At 44.6% G+C, this 21,277-nt stretch carries 19 protein-coding genes; 14 read left to right on the top strand and 5 right to left on the bottom strand.

Going from position 1 to position 21,277, the window contains the following annotated elements:
• Window positions 1–12: 12 nt before the first annotated feature.
• The gene (locus QQL36_RS23605) at window positions 13–525 is read right to left on the bottom strand and encodes a hypothetical protein (protein ID WP_321566978.1); all 513 of its coding nucleotides are present in this window, start codon (window positions 523–525) and stop codon (window positions 13–15) included.
• 281 nt (window positions 526–806) lie between these two features.
• Between QQL36_RS23605 and QQL36_RS23600 the strand changes: the two genes are divergently transcribed.
• The 6 genes from QQL36_RS23600 (at window position 807) to QQL36_RS23575 (ending at window position 8,359) form a co-directional block, all read left to right on the top strand.
• Entirely contained in the window at window positions 807–3,197 is a 2,391-nt protein-coding gene (locus tag QQL36_RS23600; protein ID WP_321566977.1) for an ABC transporter permease, read from the top strand.
• Window positions 3,198–3,523: 326 nt separating this feature from the next.
• Complete coding sequence (locus QQL36_RS23595) at window positions 3,524–3,910, top strand: hypothetical protein (RefSeq protein WP_143708852.1); 387 nt, start codon at window positions 3,524–3,526, stop codon at window positions 3,908–3,910.
• Window positions 3,891–4,538 (top strand): hypothetical protein, encoded by a 648-nt coding sequence (locus QQL36_RS23590; protein ID WP_321566976.1) that lies wholly within the window; start codon window positions 3,891–3,893, stop codon window positions 4,536–4,538. Before QQL36_RS23595 ends, QQL36_RS23590 begins: the two co-directional genes overlap by 20 nt.
• Complete coding sequence (locus tag QQL36_RS23585; RefSeq protein ID WP_321566975.1) at window positions 4,528–5,385, top strand: HTTM domain-containing protein; 858 nt, start codon at window positions 4,528–4,530, stop codon at window positions 5,383–5,385. Before QQL36_RS23590 ends, QQL36_RS23585 begins: the two co-directional genes overlap by 11 nt.
• A gap of 200 nt (window positions 5,386–5,585) precedes the next feature.
• The gene (locus QQL36_RS23580; protein WP_321566974.1) at window positions 5,586–6,812 is read left to right on the top strand and encodes an alpha-L-fucosidase; all 1,227 of its coding nucleotides are present in this window, start codon (window positions 5,586–5,588) and stop codon (window positions 6,810–6,812) included.
• A 212-nt stretch (window positions 6,813–7,024) separates the two neighbouring features.
• A complete protein-coding gene (locus QQL36_RS23575) occupies window positions 7,025–8,359 on the top strand; it encodes an NAD(P)/FAD-dependent oxidoreductase (RefSeq protein WP_235643697.1) in 1,335 nt (444 codons plus the stop codon).
• Between the two features lie 275 nt (window positions 8,360–8,634).
• On the opposite strand, the gene QQL36_RS23570 is transcribed toward QQL36_RS23575, so the two are convergent.
• Window positions 8,635–9,363: a DUF4197 domain-containing protein gene (locus QQL36_RS23570; RefSeq protein WP_083723212.1), complete on the bottom strand. Its 729-nt coding sequence runs from the start codon at window positions 9,361–9,363 to the stop codon at window positions 8,635–8,637.
• A gap of 227 nt (window positions 9,364–9,590) precedes the next feature.
• Between QQL36_RS23570 and QQL36_RS23565 the strand changes: the two genes are divergently transcribed.
• Both QQL36_RS23565 and QQL36_RS23560 read left to right on the top strand, forming a co-directional pair.
• A complete protein-coding gene (locus QQL36_RS23565; RefSeq protein WP_321566973.1) occupies window positions 9,591–10,787 on the top strand; it encodes a multiheme c-type cytochrome in 1,197 nt (398 codons plus the stop codon).
• Between the two features lie 234 nt (window positions 10,788–11,021).
• Window positions 11,022–11,888 carry an alpha/beta hydrolase gene (locus QQL36_RS23560; protein ID WP_321566972.1) on the top strand — a complete coding sequence of 289 codons (867 nt, stop codon included), beginning with the start codon at window positions 11,022–11,024 and terminating at the stop codon, window positions 11,886–11,888.
• 278 nt (window positions 11,889–12,166) lie between these two features.
• Here QQL36_RS23560 and QQL36_RS23555 read toward each other — a convergent pair whose 3' ends face one another.
• On the bottom strand, window positions 12,167–12,733 hold the full coding sequence (locus QQL36_RS23555; protein WP_083723210.1) for a hypothetical protein: 567 nt from the start codon (window positions 12,731–12,733) through the stop codon (window positions 12,167–12,169).
• Between the two features lie 70 nt (window positions 12,734–12,803).
• Complete coding sequence (locus QQL36_RS23550) at window positions 12,804–14,360, bottom strand: FAD-dependent oxidoreductase (RefSeq protein WP_321566971.1); 1,557 nt, start codon at window positions 14,358–14,360, stop codon at window positions 12,804–12,806.
• Between the two features lie 181 nt (window positions 14,361–14,541).
• On the opposite strand from QQL36_RS23550, the gene QQL36_RS23545 reads away from it, so the two are divergent.
• The 6 genes from QQL36_RS23545 to QQL36_RS23520 all read left to right on the top strand — a co-directional run bounded on the left by QQL36_RS23545 (window position 14,542) and on the right by QQL36_RS23520 (window position 20,833).
• The gene (locus QQL36_RS23545) at window positions 14,542–16,866 is read left to right on the top strand and encodes a TonB-dependent receptor (protein WP_321566970.1); all 2,325 of its coding nucleotides are present in this window, start codon (window positions 14,542–14,544) and stop codon (window positions 16,864–16,866) included.
• 542 nt (window positions 16,867–17,408) lie between these two features.
• Window positions 17,409–17,819, top strand: coding sequence for a hypothetical protein (locus QQL36_RS23540; protein ID WP_321566969.1), 411 nt, complete (start codon window positions 17,409–17,411; stop codon window positions 17,817–17,819).
• Between the two features lie 10 nt (window positions 17,820–17,829).
• On the top strand, window positions 17,830–19,050 hold the full coding sequence (locus tag QQL36_RS23535; protein ID WP_321566968.1) for a hypothetical protein: 1,221 nt from the start codon (window positions 17,830–17,832) through the stop codon (window positions 19,048–19,050).
• A 190-nt stretch (window positions 19,051–19,240) separates the two neighbouring features.
• Window positions 19,241–19,456: a DUF2892 domain-containing protein gene (locus QQL36_RS23530; protein WP_083723206.1), complete on the top strand. Its 216-nt coding sequence runs from the start codon at window positions 19,241–19,243 to the stop codon at window positions 19,454–19,456.
• 219 nt (window positions 19,457–19,675) lie between these two features.
• Window positions 19,676–20,470: a DUF1266 domain-containing protein gene (locus tag QQL36_RS23525; protein ID WP_321566967.1), complete on the top strand. Its 795-nt coding sequence runs from the start codon at window positions 19,676–19,678 to the stop codon at window positions 20,468–20,470.
• Window positions 20,471–20,482: 12 nt separating this feature from the next.
• A complete protein-coding gene (locus tag QQL36_RS23520; protein WP_321566966.1) occupies window positions 20,483–20,833 on the top strand; it encodes a DUF6717 family protein in 351 nt (116 codons plus the stop codon).
• On the opposite strand, the gene QQL36_RS23515 is transcribed toward QQL36_RS23520, so the two are convergent.
• Entirely contained in the window at window positions 20,790–21,233 is a 444-nt protein-coding gene (locus QQL36_RS23515) for an MFS transporter (protein ID WP_321566965.1), read from the bottom strand. The two genes, QQL36_RS23520 and QQL36_RS23515, sit on opposite strands and share 44 nt — an antisense overlap.
• Window positions 21,234–21,277 lie beyond the last annotated feature (44 nt).

Below are 21,277 nucleotides of genomic sequence, written 5' to 3'. Positions count from 1 at the left end.
AGGAAGTCTAATTTAATACGCAGTAACTAATTCATAAAAAGCGGCGATATCATTGATGGCTTCAAGGATTTCGGAGTACTCACGGTTTGGATTCAACCAGTATACACGGTAGCCATCGGGACTGCATACAAACAGTTCATCTGTAACGTTTAATAAGGTATCTTCTGTATGAGGGAAATAGGTTTTAAACTGATAATTGTCCGTACCAGCTGCTACAGTTAGTAATCCCATGGTCATATCGGGGCTCTCTCCTATTTTCACCAGGTCATGGTAGTCGCAACCTGCCATCATGTTGACGAGGTAGCTGTTGCCTCCCGAGACGACTAACTGGTAGGGAAATTCGTACCCGATAGCATCTGGAGCAGGATTAACAGATACGATGGTGGCGGGTCTGTTTGAAAAGGCAGTGAGTAACAGGTCTGTTACCATGCGTTCCTTCCATAACCTGACGAGTGGGGTGGCTGAGAGCATAGGTAATTCTACACAAACTCCGGCATTTCCGATTTTTCTGATATTTATTTTCATGCTACAGGGTGTTGAATCGAAGATAAGGAGGAGGAGCATACAGATAGGTTAATGCGGTGTTAACATGCTCATAGTTTCGGTCTGGCTTTGCATCCAAAAGGTGGCTTACAGGATGGTTGGAGATTGAAGTGACTTTGGGTATCGGAGTTACATCGGCCGCAGACCGGACCCGGACACCAGTGTTCCAAAAGCGGACAGGGGCCTGTTTATAATTAATTGAAAATGAGCACCAATCTTTCTGGCAGGATTTTTCCTCCTCAGCAATCATTTAACCCGACACTATGCACAGGAACTACATAAAAATGGCTATCAGGTACCTGTTTAAAAACAAGGTACATTCCTTTATCAATATTGCCGGATTATCTGTTGGGATGACGGTGGCGATGCTCATTGGATTATGGATCAGGGATGAGTTTACCTATGACCAGTTTCCGGAGCATTATGAACAGATAGCACAGGTATACAAGAGCCAGGTATTTAATGGAGAGGTGAAGACCGGCAGGGCGATTAGTATTCCTTTGCCAGCGGCATTGAAGGAGCATTATGGCACCTATTTTAAGAATATGGCACTGAGTTCCTGGAACTGGGGGCATATACTGGCAGTGGGTGAAAAAAAGTTGTTGCAGAACGGGAATTTTATGGAAGCGTCAGCACCAGAGATGTTTAGTCTGAAAATGCTGCGGGGCGATCAGAAAGGGCTGGCAGACCCAAATGGGTTGATGTTGTCACAGACGGTGGCGAAAGCGTTGTTTGGAGATGCAGATCCGATGGGACAATTGGTGAAACTGGATAATGAACAGAGTTTTAAAGTGACGGGCGTGTATGAAGACTTTCCATATAACAGTACTTTTAACGGTATTTCATTTATAGCGCCATGGGCGTATTATGTCAATAATCCCACACTGGTAAAGCCCAGGTCGAAAAATGAGTGGGGGGATAATTCTTATCAATTGTACGTACAGCTAGCGGATCATGTGGATATGAATATGGTGAATGCAAAAATCGGGGATGTGGCCATGAAAGAAGCGGATGCATTTATTAAACCGTATGCACCTAAGATATTGTTGCATCCTATGAGCAAGTGGCACCTGTATTCAAAATTTAAGAATGGTGTGGCGACGGGTGATCGTTTGCAGTATGTATGGTTGTTTGGCATCATCGGGGTGTTTGTATTGTTACTGGCATGTATAAACTTTATGAACCTGAGTACAGCGAGGAGTGAGAAGCGGGCGAAGGAAGTGGGTATTCGTAAATCAGTAGGTTCGTTGCGGCATCAGCTGGTTGCACAGTTTTTTACAGAGTCGTTGTTTGTAACAGTGATTGCTTATATACTGGCGATTGTTTTCGTGTTGATTTTATTGCCGGCGTTCAATGAGGTGGCAGATAAACAAATTGTGCTGCCATGGACGAATCCTTTGTTTTGGGTGGTGGGGTTGACATTTACATTAGTGACAGGGTTGATAGCGGGTAGTTATCCGGCGTTTTATTTATCTTCCTTTCAACCGGTGAAGGTATTGAAAGGTGCGTACAAGGCGGGCAAGCTGGCTGCTATGCCGAGGAAGGTACTGGTGGTGTTGCAGTTTAGTGTATCCGTTACGTTAATCATTGGAACGATCGTGGTGTTTAAACAGATTCAGTTTGCGCGCAACCGGCCAGTGGGATATGACAGAGAAGGCCTGGTAACATTGCCGACGATAACGGATGCAATTGCGAATCATTTTGAGGCGTTCAGACATGAGCTGATGGCATCTGGAAAGATCGAAGAAGTCGCGTTTTCCACCAGTGCTACAACGACAGTCAATAATAATACGAGTTCTATTCGCTGGACGGGGAAAGACCCTAATATGACGGTAGATTTTGCGAATATCGGGGTGACTTTTGGCTATGGAAAGGCGGTGGGCTGGCAGTTTACAGCAGGGCGTAATTTTGATGCCGGGATGCTGACAGATTCTGATGGTTTGGTGATCAATCAGCGTGCGGTGGAATATATGAGTCTGAAAGATCCTGTGGGGCAGTTTATTACATGGGGGGATCATCAATTTAAGATATTAGGAGTAGTACGTGATATGGTGATGGCAAATCCTTATGAGCCGGTGGCACCGACAATATTTTATATCAAGGACCGGTTCAGGGATAATTATGTCAATATACGGATTAACCCGAAGAGTAGTCCGGTAGAGGCAGTGGCGCTGATAGAGGAAGTGTGCAGGAAGTATGATCCGGATAGTCCTGTGAATTACAGATTTGCGAATGCGGAGTATGCGGATAAGTTTAAGGATGAGATGCGGGTTGGAAAACTGGCAGGGATCTTTGCATTGCTGGCGATATTTATTTCCTGCCTGGGATTGTTTGGGATGGCTTCGTTTATGGCGGAGCAGCGTACGAAGGAGTTAGGGATACGCAAGATACTTGGGGCCTCTATATTTAATTTATGGGGGATGTTGTCGAGGGAGTTTATTATACTGGTAGCGATTTCATTTTTGATAGCGATGCCACTGGCACATGTGGGGATGCAGGCGTGGCTGGCAAGGTATACATATCGTACAGATATGCCGTGGTGGGCGTTTGTGGCAGCAGGTGGAGGAGCGTTGCTGATAACGGTATTGACGGTGAGTTTTCAGGGGATCAGGGCGGCTACGATGAATCCGGTGAGGAGTTTGAAAACGGAGTAAATATATTCAAAGGCTGTTTGTAGGGCAATGCGGCAATTTCAGGAAGCTGTTTGCAGGACCCGGCCAGGAGCGTGTATCTTTCTTTTGATACACGCTCTTTTTCATTGAAAATGGGTTACATTTCCCGTTGGAGAATTCCCTCTTTCATGAATGATTTATTCAGATACCTAATGGAGCCAGGTTTCTATTTATTCGATTCCCGTAGGTTTTATTCATTTATGATGCACCCTCTTTTTTGTTTCTGGTATTATGCGTATAAATACTTGATTGTTATATAATTGAAATCCCCTACCTTGCCTTCAAATTAATCCCAAAAATCTCACTGTATGAAAAAGCTTCTACTGCTTTCATTGTGCGCCCCTGTGCTCCTGCTTTTCTCATTCTCATTCCAGCAGGTATCAGGCGTTAAGCGCGTCAGCACACACCTTTACACTGTTTCCAAAGTTGCTACAAAGCGTGTATCTGTAGCAGATCAGGAAGAAATCAAACGTGTAGTAGCACAACATTATGGCATCAAGGATTTCGGTCGTGGTGCAATCACCATTGGATCCGACAATCCGCTGAACAGAAAGATGGGCGGTATTCTGGACAATTCAATTTACAAAGATTGGGTGTCTACCAAGTTCATTTTCTGGAAGCAGATCAAGACACTGCCGGAAGAAGTGATCAAAGCAAACGAGATCATGAACCGTTATGCACCAGCCATCAAGTAACTGGCTAAAACGATGGCTGGCAGACAATCGGTCAGCCATCGTACTGTTTCGCAGACGAAGTTTGTATGGCTGGATGGCAGCACACCTTCTCTTTATCATCATCATCAATAGTGTCAGTGCTTACAAGGCGTATCATGAGTTTCATCATACGCCGGAGGAGTCTTATGTTGTGCGCAAACTGACGCCATTCCTGGAGGCAAAGGCGATACGATATTACGGTCGCTATACCGGAGCAGAAACCGGGTATGGTTTTTTTGGCATTAATGTACGGTCTAATGGAATGCTGATCGGGGAATGTGGCGGTACGCCTATTACGGCGGATTTCAGATCGTACGAGACATCGCTGCGTTTTTTTTCAATGGCCAATGCATTGACAGATGATTTTATTAAGCCGGATGCACATGATAGTCTGCCCGGAGGATTACTTGGAGAATATAATAACCTTGTCTTTAAAAATATCGCCGTCACTTTATTTCAGCAGCATGGCTGTGTGGATAGTACCGTAATTTTAAGTTACAATGTATTGCAGTTCCCTACCCTGCAGGCGGTGCGTGCTGGTACCCCGAAGGAATACCTGCTGACGAAATTAGTGACGGGAACCTATAGTCTGACGCCACATGCACAATAAGACCTATCCCGGATGGTTGTTCTTTTTCCGGGTGAATATGGCAGGTTTTGCTTTGTTACATTTTCTGGCGATACAGCCGGATTTTGATATGTTGTATTCATTCAAAGGGTATATATACCCTGATATAATGGATACAGCTACGGATCATTTCAGTCCTACCCTTATCAGCCTGCAGCATTATGTGGGTATACGATATGAGACATTATTATGGATATGCAGGATTGCGTATCCATTGGCATTAGTGAGTCTGATCCTTGGGTTTTGTACGAGGGTGAGTGCGGTGTTGTCGTTGTTTTTGCAATTATTGTTATTGAAGTCTATTCATTTGTATGAGTATGGGGTGGATGGGTATACTACATTCGCGTTGTTCTATTGCTGTATATTTCCTGTGGGTTATATTTATTCGGTAGATAACCGGTTGCGAAAATTCATCATTGCACCAGCGCATGAGCATTGGTTAATTCTATTAAAGGCGCACTTATGTATTGCTTATTTCTTTTCGGGGTTTGATAAGGTGATTGGGGTGACATGGAGGAATGGGGAGGCATTGTGGAAGACCTTGCATAGTCATAATTATTATAGTTTATTTAGTCTGGATTTTTTAGTGAATACACCGTTTTTTTTGATAGCAGGCTGGGGTACGATAATATTGGAGATGGCATATTGTATTGGGATGAATGTACGGGTGACGCGGATGTGGTGGTTGGGGGCGATTGTTTGTCTGCATTTGTTTATAGCATTGTTTATGGGGTTGTTTTTCTTTTCGGCGATGATGATATTGCTGAATTTGTGTGCGTATTATACGCCTTATATAGATCCTGAGCGGGTGAGGAAGAGGAGGTTTTAAACGCCAACGGCGTGAGATGCAAACTGAAGGAATTTTTTATTGACCAGTTGAAAGGCATATACAGGGCGAACTACTCGCCTGATTAGAAATATGGGATTTTCCAAAAGATAAAAATCTTATCTTTTGGAAAATCCCACTTTATGTTTGCCAGATTTACCTTTCTCTTACTCCTTATTTCAAATTGTTGTTTTGCGCAAAAAATGGAATGGTGGACCCATGCCCGGTTTGGCATGTTCATCCATTTTGGTTTATATGCTGAAGCTGCCAGGCATGAATGGGTAAAAAACTACGAGCGGCTCACAAATGAGGAGTACCAGATTTATTTTGATCAGTTCAACCCCGATTTATTTAACCCTAAAGAATGGGCCAGACAAGCCAAAGCAGCAGGCATGAAATACGCTGTGCTCACTACCAAGCACCATGAAGGATTCTGTCTCTTTGATTCCAGATACACGGATTATAAATCCACTAATACCCCAATCCGCCGGGACCTTGTCAAAGAATTTGTAGCCGCTTTCCGGGCGGAAGGGATTAAAATAGGGTTTTATTATTCCCTGCTGGATTGGCATCATCCTGATTTTACCATAGATAACCACCATCCTCAGCGGCCCGCTAATGATACAGCGTATGCCCGGCTGAACAAAGGCCGGGATATGGAGAAATACCGCCAGTATATGCGCAACCAGATTACAGAGCTCCTGACTCAATATGGGAAAATAGATATTCTCTGGCTGGACTTCTCCTACCCGGGCGCTCATGGAAAGGGTAAGGATGACTGGGGGTCACTCGCCTTGCTTAAAATGATCCGGAAACTGCAGCCCAATATTATAGTAGATAACCGGCTTGATCTGGGAGGTGTGCCTGATGGGGCTGACTTTGCCACCCCGGAACAGGTGAAACCGGAAGAACTAAAAAGTAATTATGATGGATTGCCCTTTGAGACCTGCCAGACCTTTTCTGGTTCATGGGGGTATTATAGGGATGAGGATACCTGGAAGACAAATGTACAGCTGCTTACTTTGCTGATCACTTCTGTAAGTAAGAGTGGGAACCTGATTCTGAATGTAGGGCCTACGGCTAGAGGGGTATTTGATTATAGAGCGACACGGGCGCTGGATTCTATTGGGCAATGGATGCATTTTAATGACCGGGCTATTTATAATTGCCAGCAGGCGCCGGGGGATTATCAGGCGCCTGCGCATAGTTTGCTCACTTATAATCCTTCGTCTAAGAGGCTTTATATTCATTTGATGGAATATGCGGGTGGGAAATTAGTGTTAAAAGGATATAAGGGTAAGGTAAAATACGCACAGTTTCTGCATGATGCTTCGGAGATAAAGAGAGTGGAAAATGGGGAGGATCTGGTGTTGATGCTGCCGGAGAAGAAGCCGCCATTTACGTTGCCGGTGATAGAATTGATGTTGTAAGATGGGATAGTGGATGTGAGTAGGGAGTTGCCTTCCGGGGAAGTAATTTCGTTTTCTTTACCAATAATAGAATTGATGCTATAAACCCGATAATATAAACAATAATAGGGAATTCTACAAGGACGGCTATTAGTCGAATGGTACTATCTTTGGTATCAAATTGTGCCCGGCAGTTTGCCATATCATTGATTCACAGTCTAAAATTCAATAGCGTGGTCTTATTAAGTCAAACGAAAATAGCAACAACAGGTAAGAAAAGAGTAGTGATCATAGGCGGAGGATTTGGAGGGATGGAATTAGCGAAGTCCCTTGCCGGAACAGACTTGCAGGTGGTGCTGATAGACAAACATAACTTTCATACCTTCCAACCATTATTGTATCAGGTAGCTACTACCAACCTGGAAGCGCCTTCTATTGTAGCGCCTTACCGCAAAATCTTCAAACAACAATCGAATTTCTTTTTCCGCATGGCGGAGGCGAAGAAAATTGATACCGCAAATCAGACGGTAGAGACTTCAATTGGATTGATCCGGTATGATTACCTCGTGATTGCGACGGGTGCTACCACGAATTTTTATGGGAATGAAGAGATTGCGGCCAGGGCGATTAGTATTAAGAGCCTGGAAGATGCGTTGTTATTGAGGAATACGATTATCAGCAATTTTGAGAAGGCGTTGCAGGTAGAGGATGAAATGCAGTTGAATAGTCTGATGGATTTTGTGATTGTAGGTGGCGGGCCTACGGGGGTTGAGATAGCCGGGGCGCTGAGTGAGTTAAAAAGACATGTGTTTCCGAAGGATTATAGAGAGTTGGATTTTGTGAAGATGGATATACATCTGATTCAGAGTGGCGGGGAGATATTGAAGGGGATGTCGCCGGCGGCATCGAGAGAGTCTTTGAAGATGTTGAATGATTTAGGGGTGCGGGTGTGGTTGAACAGAAGGGTGATTTCTTATGATGGGTTTGCAGTGAAGTTGAGTACGGGAGAGCAGTTGTGTACGAGAACGTTGGTATGGGCTGCGGGTGTGTCTGGTTTGCCAGTGGAAGGATTGTCTGAGGAGTGTATGCAGGATACGAGGGTAAAGGTGGATGAATATAATAAGGTAGTGGGCTATGATAACGTGTTTGCGATTGGAGATATAGCGGCGATGGTAACGGAGGAGATGCCACATGGGTATCCGATGTTGGCACAGCCGGCGATACAGCAGGGGAAGTTATTAGGGAAGAATATTATGAGATGGGAGGCTGGAAAGGAGCCGAAGCCGTTTAAGTATAATGATATGGGAACGATGGCGACGATTGGGAAGAACCATGCGGTGGCGGATTTAATGGTGTTTAACAAGCAGATCAGGACGCAGGGATTTAGGGCATGGCTGATATGGATGTTTGTGCATTTGATGTCGTTGGTTGGGTTTAGGAATAGGATTGTGGTGTTGATTAATTGGGTGTGGAAGTATTTTACAAATGATGCGGGGTTTGGGACGATTATAGGGAAGCCAAAAGAAAATATTCCGGTGGAAAGAGTAACGGAGAAAGTGCTTATATAATAGACGAAAAAAAGAGGGTGTATTCTATGTAGATACACCCTCTTTTTCTGAAAATGGTTTTCATTCCCCGTTGGTGAATTCCCTCTTTCATGACTGTTTTATTCGGATACCTGGTGGAGCCAGATTCCATTTTATGCGTTTATCAGGAGCTTCATTTATTAATGATGCCCCTCTTATTTTTGCGGGTGCGGTACTGACGGTTATTCCTATCAGCAGCGTTTTTTTTTGGGGGGGGTATTTCTCCGGCGCTGGTCGGAAAATAAAAAAACCAAAGTTTATTTATTGCCAGTCTGGGCCAGCGTACTACCAAAGACAGTCTTCAGCAGATCTGTTACGCGTGCAGCAGGATCTTGTCTGATCTTTGCTTCTTCAGCAGCGACTTCGATGTAGATACCAGAAATTGCTTTTTCGGTTACGTAAGCAGAAAGATCGGTATTAACGGGGGTGCTGGAGAATTTGTTGTAGAGGGAGAATACATCACTCCAATACTTGGTCGCATCCACTTTCTTCAGTGCTGCTTCAATTACGGGTTTGAAAGCGTTGGTCAGTTCAGCGGTGGTTTTTTGTTTAAAATATTCAGTTGCTGAGTTATTGCCACCTCTCAGAATCCCGATAGCATCTGTAATACTCATTTGTTTGATGGCATTTACGAAGATGGGAGTCGCGGATTTTGCTGCTTCTTCAGCACCTCTGTTCATAGAGAGGATTGCTTTGTCTACTACGTTACCCATACCCAGGTTACGTAAGGTAGATTCAACTTTCTGTGCCTCTGGTGGCATCAGGATTTTCAAGGCAGCATTTGCAAAGAAGCCGTTTACGGCAGACAGGCGGTTGGCGCTGTTCTGGGTGCCGATGGTCAGGGCTTCTTTCAGACCGGCGGCGATCTGGGTAGACGTTGGCTGACCGGCTACAGAAGTCGGTAGATTTTGTAAAATCTGCTGTGAGGTTTCACAGCTGGTAGAAAAACATAGAATGCCCAGGCATACAAGAATAAGATGCTTCATAGTACAGTATTAATTTACTCGAACGGGGACAAAGATATAAAAAAACCAGGCGTGACGGGTTACGTATATTTATAGGGGGAACAACATTTTAGGGTTTAGGGGATTGGCGGTAGGGACAGCTTAACTGGAATGGTGATATAGGAGGATTATTTTAGCGTTTGTGGGATTGATGGTTGGGTAAATTACCTTGTGTGATATGGGGTAGATCATTTTAGATTTCATTTGATATGCGTTACATCATCTTATCGTCTATCGTCACATTGATTGTTTTGGGCAGTATCATGTGCACGACCACTCAACCAGCTTCAAAGGCTTCAATAATAGAACTACCCGGTGGCAAAGCATTTGCCGGCGCGGCAGCCTGCCAGTCCTGTCATCAGGATATTTATAAAGACACCAGGCATACGGCCCATTTTCTTACCTCTTCCCTACCTGATGCGGAACATATTAAGGGCAGTTTTGTCTTTGGTAAAAATAAGTTCGTCTACAATGAAGATATGGAGGTGGTGATGAGCCGGATGGCCAATAAGTTTTACCAGACGGGGTATGTGAATGGTATGCCTACGCAGAAGGAAGCTTTTGGCGTCGTGATCGGCTCCGGGCGTATGGGGCAGACTTACCTTTATTGGTCCGGTAATCATTTGTTCCAGTTACCCATTTCTTACTTCACGCCTATTCATGATTGGGCCAATAGCCCGGGATATTCCATCAATTATATTCGTTTTAACCGCCCTGTGCCGGCAAGTTGTATCGAATGCCATGGCACTTATGCGGAGGCGCAAATTCTTCCTGATAATAGTACTGTTTATAATAAACAAAAGATTCTCTATGGCGTAGACTGTGAACGTTGTCATGGGCCGGGGGCTGCCCATGTGGCTTACCATGCAGCACATCCTGCGGATACTGTTCCACAGTATATTGTCAACACTGCCCGGTTAGACCGGCAGTTACGATTGGATGCCTGTGCGCTTTGTCATTCCGGGATCAGGAATATGATTCAACCAGCTTTTTCTTACCAGGTGGGGCAGCACCTGAATGAGTATTCTACAGAAAATCCTTCTAATGGTCAGTTGGATGTACATGGTAACCAGTATGGGCTGCTTACAGCTAGCAAGTGTTTTAAACAGTCGCAGATGGATTGCAGTTCCTGTCACAATGTGCATAAGGATGAAGCGAAAAATCCGAGGTTATTTTCGGATAGGTGTATGAATTGTCATGCCAGAAAGGATACCTGTACTTTCCGGCCTGAAAATGGATTGGTATTGGCTAATAATTGTATTGATTGCCATATGCCAGCGATGGCGTCGGCAAAGATCACTTTTAAGATGGATCAGCATAAGGAAGCAATTCCAGATCTGGTTCGGACTCATAGGGTAGCGATTTATCCAGAGGAGACGAAAGCATTTGTAGATAAGCTGCATTGAGTGAGTTTCGGCTAATTGGGTAGTGATTTACCGGGCAGGGATAAAAGCTGTGGCAGATCAACTGCATTGAGTAAGTTCAGACTAATTGGGTAGCGATTTACCGGGCAGGGATAAAAGCTGTGGCAGATCAATTCAAAACTATTGCAAATCCTATGCATGTTTAATCCGGAATAATACTGAATCGTTTGCATAATTTTTTCAAACTATTCCTGAATAATGGCTAACTTATATGCCATGTCACGCATTTACCTCTTCCTTTGCCTACTACTCCCCTGCCTCACTTACGCGCAGGATACACCAATTGTTATGCATCTCTGGCCCAATGGTGCACCCGGTTATGAAAACCGGAAAAACGAGCCAGAAATAGCCAAAGATTACTATGTAAAGAATATCCATAACCCCAGCATCACCGTCTACCTCCCTCCAAAGGAAAAAGCAACAGGTGCCGCAGTGGTCATTTGCCCAGGTGGTGGCTTCCGGTTATTGGTTTATAATTCTGAAGGCGTCAATCCTGCGAAATACCTGAATGATTTAGGCATTACTGCCATTATTCTCAAATACCGGTTATTCAGGGAGGATTCTACCTATTCATTAGAAAAAGAAGTGAGACAGGACGCTTACCGCGCCATGCGGTTAGTGCGTAGTCATGCGAAAGAATGGGGTATTGACACTGACCGTGTCGGTATGTGGGGTTTTAGCGCAGGGGGGGAAGTTGTGACACAGGTAGCTTATGCGCCAGGATATGGTGATCAAAAAGCCAAAGATCCTGTGGACAGACTAAATGGGAAACCGGATTTTCAGATCTTAGTTTATCCCGGTCCACTGGGTATTCCGCAATCCGTACCAAAGGATGCGCCGAAGGCTTTTTTGGTAGTAGCGAATAACGACGCTTGCTGTTCTGCACCAATAGTGACCTTATTAAGCGCCTACAGGGACGCCAGGGTCCCTGTAGAAGCGCATATTTTCGCCAATGGAGATCATGCCTTTAATATGGGTTACAAAACCGATCTGCTCTCCTTAAAGGCATGGCCATCCCTGTTGACGAACTGGATGATCGATAGTCATATCATACCTGCTTCGGGCTCAAAACAGCCTCAGTAGACTGATCATCAAAGATGACTGATCATTACACCTGCTCTGGCCTCAACCAGCCTCAGTAGACCCAATCATCAATTACACCTGATCTACCAACTGCTCATGCCTCATAACCAACGCAGTAGACTGATGATTGCATCTACTATCGCCTCACAACAGCCTCAGTAGACCCAATCATCAATCACACCTGATCTACCAACTGCTCATGCCTCACTACCACCGCAGTAGACTGATGATTGCATCTACTATCGCCTCACAACAGCCTCAGTAGACCAAATCATCAATTACACCTGATCTACCAACTGCTCATGCCTCACTACCACCGCAGTAGACTGATCATCAAAAGTGAGCAATGCAAAATGCCGGTCATTCCTCGTTATATTATCCATCAGCTGACTGGATTTTATTGGGCGCTGATACACCTCTTCCCCACCGGTCAGTACCGCAGGTAACAATACCGGCGATTTCCGCTCAGGGTCGAAGAGCCGGGCGATTTCCGCCCTTACAGCCGGATCATTTTCATCTTCTATATGCTCAATCCTATCTGCAATGCCTTCTATAAAATCCACATCATAACGGCGTTTACCCTTGGTGTAGATACAATAATATGTTTCTGAATGATCTGTACTGAAAGGAATAGGCGCATACTTCGGTGTTTTTTTGATCGTTACATTCTGCATAACAGCCGCCATGATGAATGAGCAAACTGCCACCCCTATACCCAGGTACATTACCGGTAAATAAGAAGGATGCTGTTGCGCCATTGCATAGCTGTAGTAAGTGCCAAAAAGAGAAAATACAAACAACACAGCAGGCACAGCCACCCACATATTAATTCCACTCTTTTTCATAACTATTGTATTTAAGGTGATACAATGATTTTATATAACAGACAAGGCTGGTCAATTGTTGCGCTAATTGCTAACGATGCACCTGCTCCTCCACATCAGATAGATCATGGGTAATATCAAGGTGCTCAAGATCACGATCCGCAGGTGTATGCAGACACCTACCCGCTGCATCAAACCTCGCCCCGTGACAAGGACAATCCCATGACTTCTCTGCTGTATTCCAGCCCACCTCACACTTCATGTGGGTACATACCGGGTTCACGGCATGCAACATACCTGCTTCATCTTTGTACAACGCCACACGATGCCCATCATAATTCACCACCCGCGCCTCTCCTGGTGCCAGTTCGGCCAGTTCGGTGAGCTTGTGTGCAGGGAAGAGCTTTCCAAAGAAGAGTTTTACAACATCCGCATTGTGCGTAACGAAGTTGGTAAAACCTGCAACTGGTTTGATGCGGTTTGGATTAAACAGCTTTTCAGTAGCACGATGTTTTCCCAGAATGATATTCCTGATCACCATCGCCGCTACCCCACTGTACACCATTCCATTACCGCCAAAGCCTGTAGCCACATATACATTATCCGGCTGCCCCGGCATGTTGCCGATATAAGGCAATCCATCTGCAGGTTCATAATACTGGGAAGACCATTTATAGTCTACAGACTTTACTTTGAAATGCTCACGCACAAACGCTTCCAGGTTACGGAAACATTGCTCCGTGTTTTCATGATGGCCTGTCTGATGATCTTCTCCACCGGCGATCAGGTATTTCTTACCATCTATGACCTGTGTTCTGAAGTAGTGATAAGGCTCCTGCATATCATAAATCAATGCATCCGGATAGCTATTGTCTGCGAGTCTTACAGCCAGCGCATAGCTACGATAGGGTATACAACGCAGGTGGACAAGATTTATACCCGGTGGTATATGTGTTGCATACACGATATTCATTCCTGTAAATTCACCGAGGGTTGTGTCTACTTTGATATGCCTGGTATTATGAATTTCAATCACCCTGCAATCCTGCACGATCACTCCACCTGCATGCTCAAATGCACGCGCAAGGCCATAGATGTAAGCTAACGGGTTAAATTTGGCCTGGTTGGTAAATTTATAGGCTTTGGTAAAATGAAAACTGACAGGCAGATGATCCTGCAGGGTAATGTTAATGCCCTCTTCGCGGGCAGCTTTCGCAATAATATCAAGTGCTTCAGTCTGCTTTTCATCCTGCGCAAATAAATACGCATCTGTATAATCAAAGCCACAGTCTATACTGAAGCGCTCGATGTTTTGCTGTATCAGACTTATGGCAGCCCCAACGGATTCCCTGACCAGCCCGGCGTCTTCTTTGCTGAAATTCGTTGAGATCTGATCGTACGAAGTATCCAGTACTGTATTCAGATGAGCAGTCGTACCTCCTGTGGTACCAAAGCCAATGTTATTTGCTTCCAGCAACAAACAGCGCTTACCTGCTTCCTGCAATAAAAGAGCGGTTGTAAGTCCGGTGATACCACCGCCGACTATGACCACATCATACGTCGCGTTATGATCAGCCATCATTGTTGGTTGAAAGGGTTCAATGTTACCCTGCCATAAACTAATAGTGGATGCATCTCTTTGTATCATAGCTTCCAGATTTGATTCCTGTAACAAGTACCATAATTTATGCCGGATACTAATTCCGCCTTGCGTAAATGATTTTCCCGATATGATTACCACCATGCTCTACTATATATGAATTTTGCGCCGCCTTGCATGGAAAGGACAATGCAAGGCAAACTACTATAAACAAATACTTGTATTAATCATGTTTAAGCGTCGATTGGGAATGTTGATTCTGGGAATGCTCCTTATGGTGACCTCTTTCCATATTTCATTTGCACAAAACAAAAACCAGGGTACTATCAAAGGAAAAGTAACCACCTCTGATGGCAAACCGGCAGAATTCGTGAACATAACTATCAAGGGTACCTCAAAAGGTGCGACCGTCGGCAAAGACGGTCGTTATTCAATATCCGGTATCAATGCGGGTAACTACACACTGGTAGCCAGTTTTATTGGGCTGAACACACAGATGAAAGAAGTGACTGTGACCACAGGCAATACCGTGGAAGTTGACTTTGAACTGAAGGAAAACAACCAGCAGCTGAATGAGGTCATCATTTCTACCAACAAATCTCAAAGTGGTAAAATCGAAAGTGACGATGTTGCCAAGATGAGTCTTAAGAACCTGGAAAATCCACAGGTATACAGCGTTGTATCCAGTGAGTTAATGAAGGATCAGATGACCGTGAGCGTTGCCGGTGCACTGGCAAATGTACCTGGTGCTGTCGTGACGACTGACCCTGCAGGTGGTACCAGCATCACCCTGCGTGGTTTTACGGCAGAACCGGCAGCACGCAATGGTGTACAGTTCATTGCAGCAGGGCGTACTTCGGTAGACCCTGTAAACGTAGAACGCTTCGAAGTGCTGAAAGGCCCTTCTGCTACCCTGTTTGGTAACGTGGTGTCGTCTTATGGTGGTGCCGTAAATATGGTCACTAAGAAACCATTTGACATTGCGAAATCTGAGATCAGCTATACCTCCGGCAGCTGGGGTCTGAGCCGCCTGACTGCTGATGTAAACGCGCCGCTGAATAAAGAAAAGACGGCATTGCTCCGTGTGAATGCTGCCGTAAATAAACAGCAAAGCTTCCAGGAGACGGGTCATAAGAATACTTATACTGTTGCGCCCAGTCTGACTTACAAGGCAAGCGACAAACTGACCCTGAACATGGATGTGGAAGCATATAGTGAGGAACTGACAAAGACACCTTACCTTCAGTTCGATGTGCTGGGTGTAAAGAATGTAAAGGATATTCCTTTAGGATATAAGGAGACCCTGTATGGCGATGGTATTGATGCTACAGCCAATACTTTCCGTACTTACTTCCAGGCGACTTACAGGATCAATGACCACTGGACTTCTACCACCAACGTATCTATGAACAATGAGAAAGTATTGAAGAGCTACCAGTTCTATCCTACTTTCCTGGATGCAACGCACATTGAAAGAGGCATTGCTTTGTATGGTCCGATCACCACCGTTACGACCGATTTCCAGCATAATCTGAAAGGTGATTTCTATACTGGTTCTATCAGACACCGTGTACTCTGGGGTGTAGATTATTACCATTATAAGTCTGACTTCTCTTATGCATTTGGTACCATTGATACCATCGATATTACCAACTACAGCAAAGCGAGTCTGGCACAGGCAGAAAAAGCTATACAGGCAGGATCTGCGGGTGTGTATAACAGCGAAACTGAGACCATTGCGACCTATGGTTCTGACCTGATCAACATTACTGAAAACCTGATGGCAATGCTGAGTCTTCGTGTAGACAGGTATACGCTGAAAGGTACTGATGGGTATAAGCAGACTTCCCTTACACCGAAATTTGGATTGATCTATCAGGTAGTGAAAGACAAGGTTTCATTGTTTGGTAACTATATGAGTGGTTTTACCAATAATGGTCCTTACTTACAACCAGATGGAGCAGTGCTGACACTGAAGCCTGAATATGCTTATCAGTGGGAAGGTGGTGTGAAAGTAAGCACGCTGGATAATAAGCTGATTGGTACGGTTAGTTATTATGATATTCGTATCAGGGATGCAGTACGTTATGATGGTAGCAGTTATGCTTATCAGGATGGGAATCAGCAGAGCAGTGGTATGGAGTTTGATCTGACGGCCAGTCCACTGAAAGGATTGAGCATTACAGCTGGTTATGTGTATAATGAGAACAAGTACATCAAGGCGACTTCGAATGAAGGGATGCAGGTGACTGGTAATCCAAGGAATGTGGCGAACTTCTGGGCGAGTTATAAGTTCCAGCCGGGTACAGCGCTGAATCATTTTGGTTTGGGCTTTGGTGGCAATTATGCGGATCAGAGTTTTTATGATTCAGATAATACGATTATTATTCCTTCTTATGTGTTGGTGAATGCTTCCCTTTTTTATGAGACAGCACAGTGGAGATTTGGGATAGCAGCGAATAATATTGGAAATAAGAAATACTGGGCGCATTCATTTACGGCAAATCCACAGCCGCTGCGGCAGTTGCTGGCGAATGCAACGTTTAGGTTTTAATTAAAAAAAGGGGGGTGTAACGTAAGTAACAGGAAGGCCATGAGAATTGTATGTACAAAAATTCCCGCCATCAGGTACCCGAATAAAACATTCATGAAAGCGGGAATTCACCAGCAGGCATGAAACCCATTTTCAAAGTAAAAGGGTGCGTCTCGAAGTTTTGAGACGCACCCTTTTTTAATAACGCCCTGCGGCCAGCCAGAGAATATGTATTATTAATGCATCTTTTGAACTGCCCTCTTTACCCAATCGAATACGATCAGATCTTTCACAGTGATCAGTTCACAACCAGCTTGTAAGCTGTCATGTATACATAAATTATGTCTTTTTACTAAGGGAACCAGCATGGTCAGGTTTGGGTTATAAATAGATACAGGTGCTTTTCCCTCCCGGATATTAAATATTAAGAAAATATAATAATTTATTTATTTTTACAAAAAATGTACGAATGCTTATTTTGCATGGAGCTATTTCAACCAATTTTCCATTCAAACCCCAAATATAGCTTGCCAAAGCTGTAGCTAAAACCAAAAAACCGAGACATGTCCATCACGCCACTAAAAAAGGTCTTTGCTGATACTACCGGCAAGACGAATCATTATGATGAGTACAAAATAGATCGCACTGACAGCCCTATTGTTATGAATTTATTTCCCGGTACCACCGGACAATCTGCTGTATCCGATGTGATCATTGATTCCACCAAACAAGGGAGTAATATTCAGGGGGCCATCATCAATTTCACAATTGGTACCGGCAATTCCCTCGTGAACAAGTTCCTGGAAGTATATACCATCATTACTGACGTATCTACTGTTACGAACCTGACCAGCCTTGACTTCTCACTCACCGGTGGCACTGCGCCTTACCGGTACAAAATGGAAAGAACAGTGCAGGAACAGGGTGATTCTGCCGCTTACAAAATCACTATTTTCTTCACTGACTTCTCTTAACTCCTCCTTCATGAAACGAATTTTATTTATTGTCGCCATACTGGCCATATTATGCGTGGACGTAAAGGCCCAGCTGAATATTGACACGACCATCACGCTGGATGTATTGAAATCGCCGGTATCGCCGGCTTTTAACATGTTGGGTATCTCTACCAGTGCGATTGAACGGCCTTCGGACCTGAATAGTTTCAGACTTTCAGTGCAGAATGCAACCAACAACCTCACGGCCATTCCCAATAGCTATGCTTTCGAAATCGCGCCATTTCTATGGGGGGCAAAGAAGTATACCCTGAAAGATTTTGACAGCAGCAAACATGCCTTTCTGCAATCATTTACCATCTCTGCGGGCTTTACGCATATGGGGCCGGAGGGACAGGAAGATGTGGATAGTCTGAAGACAACGAAGGTCGCTATCGGGATCAAATTTGCCATTATCAGACCAAGATGGTCTGCGAATACCCGAAAGGCGTATCTGGACCTGATTAAGGCCCAGGAAGACCTGCTAAAGGCATATGAGCTGCCCAATATGTATACTGATTCTCTGGAAATACTTAAAAATTTAAGAGCGGCGCTGGGTGCCAATACCTCCCTGCCGAATAATATTAAGCAGGACAGCAGTGCCAGACTGAGAAGTGACCTGCAGCGCATGCACAACCTCGTGGATTCCATACAGCAGGAAGGTCTCCCCTCTTCCGAACCCTTTCAGCGGGCCAAGGCCATCGCTTCGGCTTTCCCTACGGAGCGAAAAGGGGTATTCCTGGATTTCACCACCGGTATGGTGGCCGACTTCCCCGATAATCGCTTCGACAATAGCCTGATCAACAAAGCAGGAGCATGGCTCACAGGTGGTTATGAAAACGGGAACAAAGGCATTACCTCCATGTTTATCGTACGTTACCTGTATCACCCTGAAGTGATCTTTGCGGATCCTGACGGCAAGATCAGTGCAGATCATGCTTCTACATTCGATGTGGGCGCACGTTTTCTGCTCAGTACATTGAACGATAAATTTACACTGAGCGGGGAAGGATTGTACCGCAGTGTGATTGGCAACACCGTACTGGATCCCTCATGGAGACTGGTGTTGAGCACAGAATACGAAATCGCGAAGAACAGAAAAGTGACCTTCTCATTTGGCAGGAACTTTGACGGGGCGATCAGTAAGGGTGGTAATTTAATCGCAGCGATCAATTTCATAGCAGGATTTGGCGGTGAAAGGAAGGTAAAATAAGGTTGTTTTTTAAATAATTTTGTATATTGCAAACAGAGAGACAACGTTCAGGTATTACGATTCCACGATTAATATTCTATTGAAAACATCCATTGATAGTATACACCATAATCAGCACTATTAATGACGAATATCACCATTCCACGACTTTATTTCTTTTACCTTTAAACTGATTTAAAAATTAAACGCTATGAAAAAAAATGTCGGTACAGTTGATGGATTGATCCGCGTAATTCTAGCCATCATCACCATCTTCCTGTTTTACAACAAGATACTTACAGACAGCCTTTTCATGATCATAGCAGTGATTCTTCTGCTGACCAGCCTAACCGGCTTTTGCCCTTTGTACTCGCTACTGGGGCTTAAAACAAAACATGAGGCTCCTAAAGAGCCTGCGCGAGGTTAATGTACTTGTCATAACAACAATACCGAAGCTGCTATCTTCATAGATGGCAGCTTCTACTTTTTGGGGGATAATGGTAAATTGCCTGCAGCAGGCTAAAAAAAACATTGCTTTTTGGGGAGAGAAAAAATTATTTCCTATCTTGCTTTTAAATCATAGGGACATGTAATATATGTTTGAGAATTGTTAGCACCCAATTTTCCCATTAATTTTCTGATTATCATGAAAACTATCCTGACCTGGCTCATCATAGGCGTTGCCGTGGGTTATTTCGTATATACGAGGGTTTTACCTTTATTTTCATTTCAAAAGAAGAGAAAACCTTTTACCCCCATACACCGTGATGAGAACAGCACCCTTACAAACAGCCAGTACAAGAAAATAGCACTGGGGGCCATCTACAGTGAGATGACACATGCATATATCAATACCCTGGCTACAGGATTGGATAGATCGTATGTAAACGGTACCCTGCTGCATAGCTACTGGAAACTAAAAACCGCCAGCGAAGCCAGGGCAAAACTGGTCTACCTGCGGGACAAGGGATTTCGCTATTATCTGCCGGCAATATACAGGGCATTGATGGCGAAAACGGCGGAGGAACAGGAAGATGTTATAGATCAAAGTTTTCAGGAAGAAGATGATAAGGGGAAAGCGTATTCCCAACTACATAACCTGATAGATACTATGCCTGAATTGCTGCAGGACGGTATCCTACATGATGAACAGGATATTTTGAAATACGGTATGATCGGCTGGGATTGTGGCCGGCTCGTCTTCCTCACAAGACTCTGCCTCGAAGCCCGCATTATCAACGAATCAGAAGCCTGGGCCTACATTGACGCAGCCAGTGAACTGGCCCACATCACCTATACAGATTGGGAATCCTATGCTAAAAGTTATATCCTCGGCCGTGCCATGTGGGGTGGTATTCACTCCGGCAACCGGGATGTAGCTGCAATTGCCAGATATTTATTGGAGAAGGACGAAAGTCCATGGCTCCAACTGCCCTGGTAAAAAAGAAACAAGATGAAAAAGACATTCAGATTTTACAAAACCGACAAAGGCAGCTGGTATATAGACCTGCCGGAATGGACAGACGGTATTGAAGCCCTGCAAATGGTAGAAGGCGCCGACACTATGCTCGACACTGTAAGCAATCAATCCGATGAAGTTTACCTGGAACTGAGCGACGAACCTTTTGAAGGTGCAGACGTACTCCACCTCACAGAGAATCTCCAGGACAGTATCACTGGCGGTATCTATATGATGCCTTTCTACAAGGGTACTGAAATCAATCACCCCATGTGGTTATGTGGTGTGACAGCGTTTGTATTTAAGGGATTGCCTCCGCTGATCTATGTGGGGTATCCTGTCTGACAGACCTTGAATAATATGTAAATAACGCGACGCATACGGCACCGGCAATGCTCTGCATTGTCACCGTATGCTTAGCTCCCAACTGATGCACGATCGTGCCTGTGAGCAAATTCCCGATAGGCAACATCCCCTGAAACGCCATCACATAATAACTGATCACCCGGCTGCGCATATGATCCTCTACATGCGTCTGCACATAAGTATTCTTGGCGGCAATCTGCGCCATCATCCCCCCTCCTGCCAACGCCACAAAAAACAACGCTACCGGCAATGAAGTACTCAACGAGAAACAACACACACTACATGAAAAAGTAAGTCCTGCAATGCAACTACCAGCGATTGGCGGGAGTAATGCGCCATACCATCCACGATACGGCGAGGCGTTGCATCCAGGTAGCAATATTGTCCGGTAAACTATAAGCGATAGTTCCGGTACTTGAGCGA

Origin of the sequence: Chitinophaga sp. LS1 (assembly GCF_034274695.1) — a bacterium.
Taxonomy (GTDB): domain Bacteria; phylum Bacteroidota; class Bacteroidia; order Chitinophagales; family Chitinophagaceae; genus Chitinophaga.
Note: the sequence above shows the minus strand (reverse complement) of the source record. Positions and strands in the feature narration are given on the sequence as shown.

What these genes read in the sequence shown, in the direction of transcription:
- QQL36_RS23605 (WP_321566978.1), bottom strand. Translation starts at nt 525, where the DNA reads ATGAAAATAAATATCAGAAAAATCGGAAATGCCGGAGTTTGTGTAGAA.
- QQL36_RS23600 (WP_321566977.1), top strand. Translation starts at nt 807, where the DNA reads ATGCACAGGAACTACATAAAAATGGCTATCAGGTACCTGTTTAAAAAC.
- QQL36_RS23595 (WP_143708852.1), top strand. Translation starts at nt 3,524, where the DNA reads ATGAAAAAGCTTCTACTGCTTTCATTGTGCGCCCCTGTGCTCCTGCTT.
- QQL36_RS23590 (WP_321566976.1), top strand. Translation starts at nt 3,891, where the DNA reads ATGCACCAGCCATCAAGTAACTGGCTAAAACGATGGCTGGCAGACAAT.
- QQL36_RS23585 (WP_321566975.1), top strand. Translation starts at nt 4,528, where the DNA reads ATGCACAATAAGACCTATCCCGGATGGTTGTTCTTTTTCCGGGTGAAT.
- QQL36_RS23580 (WP_321566974.1), top strand. Translation starts at nt 5,586, where the DNA reads ATGGAATGGTGGACCCATGCCCGGTTTGGCATGTTCATCCATTTTGGT.
- QQL36_RS23570 (WP_083723212.1), bottom strand. Translation starts at nt 9,363, where the DNA reads ATGAAGCATCTTATTCTTGTATGCCTGGGCATTCTATGTTTTTCTACC.
- QQL36_RS23565 (WP_321566973.1), top strand. Translation starts at nt 9,591, where the DNA reads ATGCGTTACATCATCTTATCGTCTATCGTCACATTGATTGTTTTGGGC.
- QQL36_RS23560 (WP_321566972.1), top strand. Translation starts at nt 11,022, where the DNA reads ATGTCACGCATTTACCTCTTCCTTTGCCTACTACTCCCCTGCCTCACT.
- QQL36_RS23555 (WP_083723210.1), bottom strand. Translation starts at nt 12,733, where the DNA reads ATGAAAAAGAGTGGAATTAATATGTGGGTGGCTGTGCCTGCTGTGTTG.
- QQL36_RS23550 (WP_321566971.1), bottom strand. Translation starts at nt 14,360, where the DNA reads ATGATACAAAGAGATGCATCCACTATTAGTTTATGGCAGGGTAACATT.
- QQL36_RS23545 (WP_321566970.1), top strand. Translation starts at nt 14,542, where the DNA reads ATGTTTAAGCGTCGATTGGGAATGTTGATTCTGGGAATGCTCCTTATG.
- QQL36_RS23540 (WP_321566969.1), top strand. Translation starts at nt 17,409, where the DNA reads ATGTCCATCACGCCACTAAAAAAGGTCTTTGCTGATACTACCGGCAAG.
- QQL36_RS23535 (WP_321566968.1), top strand. Translation starts at nt 17,830, where the DNA reads ATGAAACGAATTTTATTTATTGTCGCCATACTGGCCATATTATGCGTG.
- QQL36_RS23530 (WP_083723206.1), top strand. Translation starts at nt 19,241, where the DNA reads ATGAAAAAAAATGTCGGTACAGTTGATGGATTGATCCGCGTAATTCTA.
- QQL36_RS23525 (WP_321566967.1), top strand. Translation starts at nt 19,676, where the DNA reads ATGAAAACTATCCTGACCTGGCTCATCATAGGCGTTGCCGTGGGTTAT.
- QQL36_RS23520 (WP_321566966.1), top strand. Translation starts at nt 20,483, where the DNA reads ATGAAAAAGACATTCAGATTTTACAAAACCGACAAAGGCAGCTGGTAT.